The following is an 8,716-nucleotide window of genomic DNA, read 5'->3' as shown; positions in this document are numbered from 1 at the left end:
GGGGGGGGGGGGGGGGGGGGGGGGGGCGGGGGCCGCGCCCCCCCCCCCCGCCGGCGGGGGGGTGCGCCCCGCCCGGCCGGCGGGAGGGCGGGCCGCACGTTCCAGGCCGACCGGGCCGGCGGCGCGTCCGGGGTGGGCGCCTGCCGATCCGGCCGGGGCCGGGCGGGGCGGGGGCGCGCGCGCCCGCCGCCCCCCCTGGGGGTGTGGGGGGCTGGGTGTGGTTTTGACGCGTCTGGGGTCCCGTCGGAACGGGGCCCGCTCCGCGGTCGATTTCGGCCCCGAACATCACAACTGATGATCTATTGAACGTGCCCCGTCAGAATTTCTGTTGACTGTTAGACAAACGCAGCTCAGAGTATGAGCACAGGCAGACGCCGTGCCCACCGCCCCCACGCGGCCAGACACGGCGCCTGCTGTGCGACCCGGCAGCGTTGCCAGGCCATCCTCCCAGTCATCCCCTGCGCACCGGGGTGCGTCGGCCGGTCCCGGCCCACGAGGGGCCGGCAGTCGCCGGGAGGCTGGCGTCGACGCCGAGAGCGACTCGGCGGCGACACCGTTTGCTCGGGACCCGCACGCCCCCACGCGGCGGCGTCCCGAGCAAGATCCGCGGGAGCGACGGGCCGGGGCCCCGCGGATCTGGCTTGTGGTGATGGAACTGTTGGCTTGTCTGCTGTGCTGTGTGCGACGACGAAGCTGGGTGCTCGGCAGTTCGGCACGACGATGTGCACAGTGAGGGAAACGCGTGTAGGGCCGCGTTGCGACATGCCGTCCCCCCGGAGGGTGAAACCCAGAACGGCTGTCGTGCTGAACCGAACGTAGCCCGGACGGTTGCTCAGAGTCAACATTGGTCTCTGAGCGTCGATCTCCCGACGGTGCCCCACCCACCTCGCGAGCGTGGTGTGCCGGGCACGTACGATGTTCCCATGTCTTTTCTCCGCCGTCGCTCCGGACAGCCCGCCGGCCCGGACTTCGACGTGCTCGCGATGGACCCGGGTGACTGGCCCGGCGACTTCGGTGCGGCCATGATGACCGGCCCGGACGGCTCCTGCCAGGGGATTTTCCTGCGCTACGACCTGTTCGGCGGCAGAGGCCCGGCGATGTTCATCGGCAACCTCCCCGAGGGCTCGCCCGCCCGGGAGACCGGCGACAGCGTGCCCTTCGAGGTGCGGCAGCTGCTCGCGGCGCTGGAGAACGACGAGCCGGTCGACTTCGTCTCGGCCGAGGACTTCCCGGTGATGCTCGGGGACGACCTGCTGATCGTGAAGAAGGTCAAGGTCAGCGAGGAGCGGGTGTTCTGTGCCCAGTTCGGGCGCAGCGACGGCGTCCAGGTCACCATCGCGTCCTGGGACCGACCGATTTCGGACGACCTGTATCAGCTGTTGAAGCCGCTCCCGGCCGACATGTTCCAGCAGGGCTGACCGGCCTCGACCGGGGCTCGGACGCCGCTTGACGGTTTCGATCACAGGTTCGTACAGTCGCGAACATGTCGTGCCGTCTCCCGCTGCTGACCCGTCGCAGCTATCTGGACCTGCGGCGCACCGCCAGCGCGGTGTGTCCGGGCCGCTGAGGGGGATTCGTCCCCGAGGCGGCGGGCGGCCGGCCGTTCGTGGCCGGCGCCGAATCCGGGGGCGGGCCGTGAACTGACCTCCGAGGCCGCCCGTCCGGTACCGCGCGCCCGTCCGGCGTGCCGCCCGCATCTGCCGCGCCCACGCTGCCGCCCGGAGGCCCCAGCACCATGACGACCACCGCCGCTGACCGTTCGCCCGCGGACCGCCCGTCCGGCACCGCGACCGCCGCCGTGCCCGGCACCGCCTCGGGAGCGTCGGATTCCGGCCACCCCGCGCCCGACCGCTCGGCCGTCGTCGCCGCCCTCGCCGGACTGCCCCGGGTGGTCGACCTGCTTTCCGCCCGCGCCGAGGAGCACGACCGCGACGCCACCTTCCCGTACCAGGGCATCGAGGCGGTGCACGAGGCCGGACTGCTCACCCTGACCGTCTCCCAGCGGTACGGCGGACCGGGCGGCACGCTCGCCGACACCGTCCGGGTACTGGCCCAACTCGGGCGCGGGGACGCCTCGGTGGCCGTGGTCACCGCCTTCACGCTGCTCCAGCACGCCGAGCAGGCCCGCCGTGCCTCCTGGCCGACGGCGGGCTACCGGCGGCTGCTCACCGAGTCCCGGCGCGGGCCCGCCCTGGTCAACACGCTGCGCGCGGAGCCCGGCGGCCGGCCCGGAGCGCTGCCGGACACGGTGGCCCGGCGGGACGGCGAGGGCTGGCTGTTGACGGGCCGGAAGACGTACTGCACCGGCGCCGAGGCGCTGGCCTGGATGGCGGTGACGGCGCGGACCGACGAGCCGGAGCCGAGGCTGGGGACGTTCCTGGTCCGCGGCGAGAGCGAGGGCCTGGAGATCGACCCGACCTGGGACCAGGTCGGCCTGCGGGCCAGCGCCAGCCACGACGTGGTGCTGGAGCAGGTCCGGGTGCCGACCGAGCTCGCGCTCGGCCTCACCGCTCCCAAGGGCGGCGCGGCGGACGCGGCCGGGGCCGCCGAACTCTCCCTCGCCTGGCACGATCTGGCGCTCTCCGCGGTGGCGATCGGGGTGGCTCGCGCCGCCCAGTCCTGGCTGATCCGCTTCCTCAACCAGCGCACTCCGGCCAATCTGACCGAGCCGCTCGGCACCCTGCCCCGCTACCGCTGCGCCCTCGGCGAGATCGAGGCCCAGCTGATCGGCGCCGAGGAACTGGTCGAGGGGCTGGCCCCCCGGGTGGACCGGGGCGAGCCGGACGCGGTCGCCCGGACCGGCCCGGCCCACCTGCTGGCCACCCGGGCCGCGACGGCGGCGGTCCAGCAGGCGGTCTCGCTCACCGGCAACCCCGGCCTGAGCCGGCGTCACCCGCTGGAGCGCTACCTGCGGGACGTGCTGAGCAGCCGGGTGCACCTCGCCCCGGACGAGGCCGTCCTGGAGGCCGCCGGCCGGGCCGCCCTGGAACGCGGCGGCCGGCCGTAGCGGATTCCGGGCCCCGGGGGCTCGGGGCCCGGAGCCTCAGCGGGTGCCGACCGCGGCCCGGACGGCCCGGCGGGCGAGCGCGGCGTCGTCGTAGAGCCGGCGGATCATGATCCGCTGCTCCTCGCCGGCGCCCGGCACGTCGTACAGCCGGATCTCCCGCATCAGCACCAGCACCAGGTTGACCAGGAACGCGTCCCGGGCCAGCGTGCCGCCGCTCTGGGCGAGTTGGCTGATCTGGCGGCGCGCCGCGGTGTCGCCGGACAGCACGCTCCACAGCACCGCCAGGTCGTAGCCGGGCAGGTACCAGCCGGCCTGCTCCCAGTCCACCAGCACCGGGCCGGACGGCGCCAGCAGCATGTTGCTGAGCAGGGCGTCGCCGTGGCAGAGCTGGAGCGGGGTGTGGCCGAGGCCGTGCAGCAGGCCGCGCAGGTCGCCGGCGTCCCGGTCGGTGAGCTGGCCCACCGAGTGGTAACGGGCGATCTCCATCGGGTAGTCCATGCGTGGCTGGAACACGTCGGTCGGCGGCCGCCACAGGTTGAGCGTCCGGACGGCGGTCAGCAGCGCCCGCACCTCGCCCGGGGTGGGCGCGTTGACCGGGTGGCGCTCCCGCGCGGCCGGGCGCCCGGGAACGCGCTCCATGACGAGCACGCAGCGGTCGTGGTCGGCGGCGACCAGCCGGGGCAGCCGCACCGGCGGGCGGTGCCGGACGAACGCCCGGTAGACCGCCACCTCGTGGTGGAAGTCGGCCACCAACTGCTCGAAGTAGCCACTCCGCACCGCCTGCGGCGCCAGGCACTTGGCGACCACCGGGGCCCGCCCGATGGTGCCCGCCACCAGGATGTGGCGGCTGCCCTCGCGCAGCACCTGGCGCGGGGTGAACGCGGGACATATCCGCGCGACGCTCGCCAGCGCGGCCCGCACCGCCGGGGTCTGCAGCGCCGACGGGTCGATCCGCTCGGGGCCGCCGACCTGGCCGGGACGGTGCGGCGGGCGCAGCACCCGGCCGTCGGCCTGGCGGGCGAGCGGGAGCCGGCCGCCGACGGGCGGGGCCGCTTCGGGGCCGCGGAGCCCCAGCGCCGTACGGCCGGACGGGACCCGGGCGTCCGTGGAGCGGCCGTCGGTGCCGTGCGGGGCCACCGGGCGGCTCGACGGGGGCACCTGCTTCGGCCCGGGGCGCCCGGCGGCTGCGGTGGGGGGGCGCAGCGCGGTGCGGGTCGCGGTCGGCGAGGGGGTCGTCGCTGAGGAGTACATGGGGTGAGGGTGGTCCCTTTCTGTCCGTCGGCAGGTGCGCCCCGCGGTGCGGGGAGGGCCGGTGCCGCGTGCTTCCTGGCGTGACGGCGGCCCTGACTCGGTGCGGTGGGTGGTGCGCGGGCGCCGGGCACGGACGCGGGGTCGGAAGACCCGGACGACGGCGGTGCTCCGGCCGTCCGCACCCTGGGGAGTACGGTCGGCCGGACTGCCGTGGCCGTGCCCGGCGCCCCCGCGCCACCCGGCCGCGCCACCCCCTCGGGTGAGGACCGGGAGCGTCCCGTGCCACGGTCGGGGGACTGCCCCGACGCCGGTGGGACGCCGCCCGACCCGGGGGCGAGGTGGCGCACCCCTACAACACACCCGCGGCGCACTGGCTTAGTAGTCTGGCGGGCCCTGGCGAACGGTGGCGAATGCTCGCCTGGCACTTGCCGGAGCCTCTAGCCTCGAATCAGCCGAGGAACCTGGGGGCTTCGTTGAGCAGGGAACCCAACACCCGACTCGCTGACTTGTTCGTCCTGACCGGTTGGTCGAAGGGCGAGCTCGCGCGGCTGGTCAACCGTCGGGGTGCCGCGATGGGGCAGCAGCAGCTGTCCACCGACACGTCGAGGGTACGGCGCTGGATCGAGCAGGGGGAGATCCCCCGGGATCCGGTGCCGAGGGTGCTGGCGGCCGTGTTCACGGAGCGGCTCGGCCGTGTCGTCACCACTGAGGACCTCGGTCTGGAACGACACCGGCCCACCAGGTCCGGAGCGGCGCAGTCCGCAGCAGTGCCATGGTCGCCGGATCGAACGGCCGCGGTCCTCACCGAGTTCACGGGAATGGACCTCATGCTGAACCGACGTGGATTGGTGGGCGCGGGTGCCGCGCTCACGGCCGGAACGGTCATCGCCGATTCGTTGAAGGGCTGGCTCGGGGGGGACGCGGTCGCGTACGCGGCCTCGGTCCCCGGGCCGCGCCAGGTGATCACCCAGGGCGGGGCGCGCCCCGCGGTGGACGTGTACGACGCGGGCCCGGTCGGGCTCGACGAGGTGGAGTCGCTGGAGCGCTCGGTCCAGGTGTTCCGCGCCTGGGACGCGGCGCGCGGCGGCGGGCTCCAGCGCAAGGCGGTGGTCGGTCAACTGAACGAGGTGGGAGGCCTGCTGACGCACCGGCACCCCCCGGCGGTGGAGCAGCGGCTGTGGCTGGTCGCGGCCAACCTGGCGGTGCTGGCGGGCTGGATGTCGCACGACGTGGGCCTGGAGCCCACCGCCCAGCGGTACTTCATGATCGCGGCGGAGTCGGCCAAGGAGGCTGGCGACCGGCCGCGGGCCGGCGAGGCGATCTCCCGGGCCGCGCGGCAGATGGTCCACCTGGGCCGGGCCGACGACGCGATCGACCTGATGTCGGCGGCCAAGGCGGCCGGCGGCCGGGTGCTGCCGAGAACGCGCGCGATGCTGAACACCGTCGAGGCCTGGGCGCACGCCTCGATCGGGCACTCCCAGGACACCTGGCGGCTGCTCGGGGAGGCCGAGGACCTGTTCGCCGAGGGGGCGCCGGAGCCGCCGCCGTCCTGGATGCAGGTGTTCGACGAGGCCGAACTGCGCGGCATGCAGGCGCTGGTGCTGCGCACGCTGGCGGAGCACGACCCCTCGGCGGCGGCGCAGGCGCAGCGGCACGCGGAGCGGGTGATCACCCTGCGGGAGGGCACCGGGCAGCTGCGCTCGGCGCTGTTCGACCGGATCACCCTGGCCTCGGTGCACTGGCTGAGCGGCGAGCCGGACGCGGCGGAGTTCCAGGCCAAGATGGTGATGAACCTGATCGGGCAGAACTCCTCGCACCGGACCTGGGACCGGCTGCGCGAGATGTACCGGCTGACCGCGCGCTACCGGGGCCTGCCGGTGGTGGACGAGCTGCGGGCCGAGCTGGGGCGGGAGTTGCGGGCGGCGGACGCGAAGAAGCGGCCGAAGCGGTCCTGAGGCCTGGGGGTCCTGAGACGCGGAGGTTGTGCGGCCCGGAGCTTCTGAGGCCCCGGCGGGCCCCGGTCAGTTCGGGGGTGCCGGCCGCAGCAGCATGCGCAGGGCGGTGACGGTGCCGTCCGTGCCGAGGACGGGCTCGCCCGCGCACTCGACGCTGGCGTGCGGGGCGCCGTCGCGGCGGATCCGCAGGGTGCCGGCGGAGATACGGCCGTGGATCAGGGCGTCGGTCATCATCCGGCGCAGCACGGGCCGGTCGGCCTCGGGGAGGCGGTCGGGCAGCCGGTCCAGGCTGAGCGGGCCGTTGCCCGGGTCGCAGCCGAGGAGCTGGTAGGTGTCCGCGTTCCAGTGGACGCGGTCGGTGAGGAGGTCCCATTCGGCTGAGCCGATGAGGTGGTCGCGGCCGCCGTCGGCGTCGGGTCCGTCGCCGAGGTCGGGGTTCTTGGACGGCTCCTGCGCCGTGCCGTCCACTCTGCCGTCCGTTCCGCTGTCGGCGTCGCCGCTCGGTTCGCCGCGCGCGCCGTCGTCCGTCGCGCCCGCCGGGGCGCCGTCCACCGTGGCGGTGTCCGGTGGGCGGGCGGCGCCTATGGGCATCTTCATGGCGGGTCCATGGCTCGGGGGTGGCCCGCCGCGTGCGGGCCGTCGGTGGTGAGAAGACTGTGGCACAGCGCCCTCGCCCCTGCGGGCGATTTGGACATAACGCAGGCAAAATTCCCCTGGCATATGCCACTGTGGCAGCAGCCTTCGTCGCCCTGTGTGCGGAAGGTGGCGCGAGGCGGTAACCTTCGGTGATTCCGGCGCCCGGGCGCCCACCGCAGTACCGACCAGTGACCCCGGCGACGGAAATCCCGTTGCCACTACGACCGCCGCAACGGATGCTGACCTCATGTTCGAGCCAGTGATAGCACCCAGTGCCAGCCTCCTCGGCCTCCTGCAGCGAGGCCGCGGTGACGGGCAGCTCCACGCGCTGGCCGCCGACCGTACCGAGGCCATCGCCGCGCTGGAGGAGTGCGTCACCAGGGATCCGCGAGCCGACTGGCAGGTCGAGAACCGCTCCCTCTACTACGCCCGCCTCTACATGGAGCTGGAAGCCCCCCTCGACGGCATCGAGGACCACCTCCACTCCGCCGAGGACCTCGTCAGCGACGACGAGAACCGCACCGGCCTCGCCCTCTCCGTCCTGGGCCACCTCGCCGCGTACGGCCGGCGCGACGCGCTGCTGATGCTGCGCGAGTACACCGCCACCGGCGCCAACTGGGCCTGGGCCCTCGACGAGCTCGCCCTGCGCGACGACGACCGCGGCCTGCTGCTGCTCGGCACCGCCGTCCTGGACCGCTTCGCCCCGGGCCCCGAGGGCGACGCCGAGCTGCGCGAGTTCATCCGCAACGCCTACGAGCCCCGGCCCTGGCGGCTGTGGGCGGCCTACCACCCGAGAGTGGCGGCGGCCAGCGAGCAGTCACCCTTCGACCTCTGGCAGCGCCAGCTCAACCGCGGCGGCGTCACCCCGGGCTGGTCCACCGCCGACGTCCTGGCCTGGGCCGACCAGGGGAGCCTGGGCGCCCTCGGGGCCGGCGCCTTCCTCGGTGGAGCCGACAGCAGGCCCGAGCCCGCGCCCGACGCCGCCGATCCGGCCGCCCCCGACGCCGTGGACCGCCGGGCCGCCGCGGCCGCCCGCTGCCTGACCGCCGTCGTCCGGCCCGAGGACCGCCCCGCCGTGCTGGAGGCCGCCCGCGGGGGCCTGCCCGGTGCCCGCCGGGCCGCACTGCGCTACCTGGTCGACCAGCGCGACCCGGCCGCCGTCGAGCTGATCGAGGCCGCCGCCGTGGACGTCGACGACCGGATCGTGCGCGCCGCCCTGGAACTGGTCGGCCGGATGCGCGGCCCCGAGGTCCTGGCGCAGGCCCGCCGCTGGGCCGACCCGGCCACCGGGGGCGCGGACAGCGCGCTCGGCGAGGCCGCCGTCAAACTGCTCGCCGACGCCGGGGAGCCGGCCGACGCACCGCTCGTCGTCGACGGGTTGCGCCGCTGGGTCTCCGTCCGCGGGGTCAGTGGTACCGGGCTCGGCTCGCTGGTCGACGGTGCGGGGCGGCTGGTCGCCGCCGACGCCGTCCCCGTGCTGCGCCACATCTACGGGGAGGCCGCCTCCTCCGAACTGCGCGGCCGCGCCGCCCGGGCGCTCGCCGTGACCGATGTGCACTTCCCCGAGGGCCCCGCCGTCGAGTGCCTCTGGGACTGCGAGGAGTCCACGCGGGAGCTCGCCGCGCGCCATGTCGCCACCACGGGTGACGCGCGCGTGCTGGAGCGCCTGCGCCGGCTCGCCGCAGATCCGGCCGAGGAGGCCGAGGTCCACGCCGCCGTCCGCGGCCGGCTGACCGCCGCCCGGGAGTTCGGGCGGTAGGGCCCCGCAGGCCGGTGGCTGCCTCCCCGATCCTGGCGAACGACGGGCCGGGACACCCCCCCCGGTGTTCCCCCCCCCAGCAGTTAAGGGGGCCGCCAGTTAAGGGTG

General features: G+C 75.1%; 6 protein-coding genes. 4 read left to right on the top strand and 2 right to left on the bottom strand.

The window, feature by feature from the left end; genetic code table 11:
• Positions 1-923 precede the first annotated feature (923 nt).
• Complete coding sequence (locus tag ACFV61_RS22970) at positions 924-1,418, top strand: hypothetical protein (RefSeq protein ID WP_063350170.1); 495 nt, start codon at positions 924-926, stop codon at positions 1,416-1,418.
• Between the two features lie 317 nt (positions 1,419-1,735).
• Positions 1,736-3,007, top strand: a complete 1,272-nt coding sequence (locus tag ACFV61_RS22965; RefSeq protein WP_380493627.1) for an acyl-CoA dehydrogenase family protein — start codon at positions 1,736-1,738, stop codon at positions 3,005-3,007.
• A gap of 36 nt (positions 3,008-3,043) precedes the next feature.
• On the opposite strand, the gene ACFV61_RS22960 is transcribed toward ACFV61_RS22965, so the two are convergent.
• Positions 3,044-4,258: an aminoglycoside phosphotransferase family protein gene (locus ACFV61_RS22960; protein ID WP_107452966.1), complete on the bottom strand. Its 1,215-nt coding sequence runs from the start codon at positions 4,256-4,258 to the stop codon at positions 3,044-3,046.
• 473 nt (positions 4,259-4,731) lie between these two features.
• On the opposite strand from ACFV61_RS22960, the gene ACFV61_RS22955 reads away from it, so the two are divergent.
• On the top strand, positions 4,732-6,213 hold the full coding sequence (locus tag ACFV61_RS22955) for a hypothetical protein (protein WP_063350171.1): 1,482 nt from the start codon (positions 4,732-4,734) through the stop codon (positions 6,211-6,213).
• Between the two features lie 66 nt (positions 6,214-6,279).
• Here the strand turns inward: ACFV61_RS22955 and ACFV61_RS22950 are convergent, their stop codons facing one another.
• Positions 6,280-6,810 carry a hypothetical protein gene (locus tag ACFV61_RS22950; RefSeq protein WP_063350172.1) on the bottom strand — a complete coding sequence of 177 codons (531 nt, stop codon included), beginning with the start codon at positions 6,808-6,810 and terminating at the stop codon, positions 6,280-6,282.
• A gap of 286 nt (positions 6,811-7,096) precedes the next feature.
• On the opposite strand from ACFV61_RS22950, the gene ACFV61_RS22945 reads away from it, so the two are divergent.
• On the top strand, positions 7,097-8,608 hold the full coding sequence (locus tag ACFV61_RS22945; RefSeq protein ID WP_380378584.1) for a HEAT repeat domain-containing protein: 1,512 nt from the start codon (positions 7,097-7,099) through the stop codon (positions 8,606-8,608).
• Positions 8,609-8,716: the final 108 nt, after the last annotated feature.

Origin of the sequence: Kitasatospora sp. NPDC059817 (genome assembly GCF_042731835.1) — a bacterium.
Classification (GTDB): domain Bacteria; phylum Actinomycetota; class Actinomycetes; order Streptomycetales; family Streptomycetaceae; genus Kitasatospora.
The sequence above is the reverse complement of the archived record's forward strand: the minus strand, read 5'-3'. Positions and strand labels throughout refer to the sequence as shown.

What these genes read in the sequence shown, in the direction of transcription:
- ACFV61_RS22970 (WP_063350170.1), top strand. Translation starts at nt 924, where the DNA reads ATGTCTTTTCTCCGCCGTCGCTCCGGACAGCCCGCCGGCCCGGACTTC.
- ACFV61_RS22965 (WP_380493627.1), top strand. Translation starts at nt 1,736, where the DNA reads ATGACGACCACCGCCGCTGACCGTTCGCCCGCGGACCGCCCGTCCGGC.
- ACFV61_RS22960 (WP_107452966.1), bottom strand. Translation starts at nt 4,258, where the DNA reads ATGTACTCCTCAGCGACGACCCCCTCGCCGACCGCGACCCGCACCGCG.
- ACFV61_RS22950 (WP_063350172.1), bottom strand. Translation starts at nt 6,810, where the DNA reads ATGAAGATGCCCATAGGCGCCGCCCGCCCACCGGACACCGCCACGGTG.
- ACFV61_RS22945 (WP_380378584.1), top strand. Translation starts at nt 7,097, where the DNA reads ATGTTCGAGCCAGTGATAGCACCCAGTGCCAGCCTCCTCGGCCTCCTG.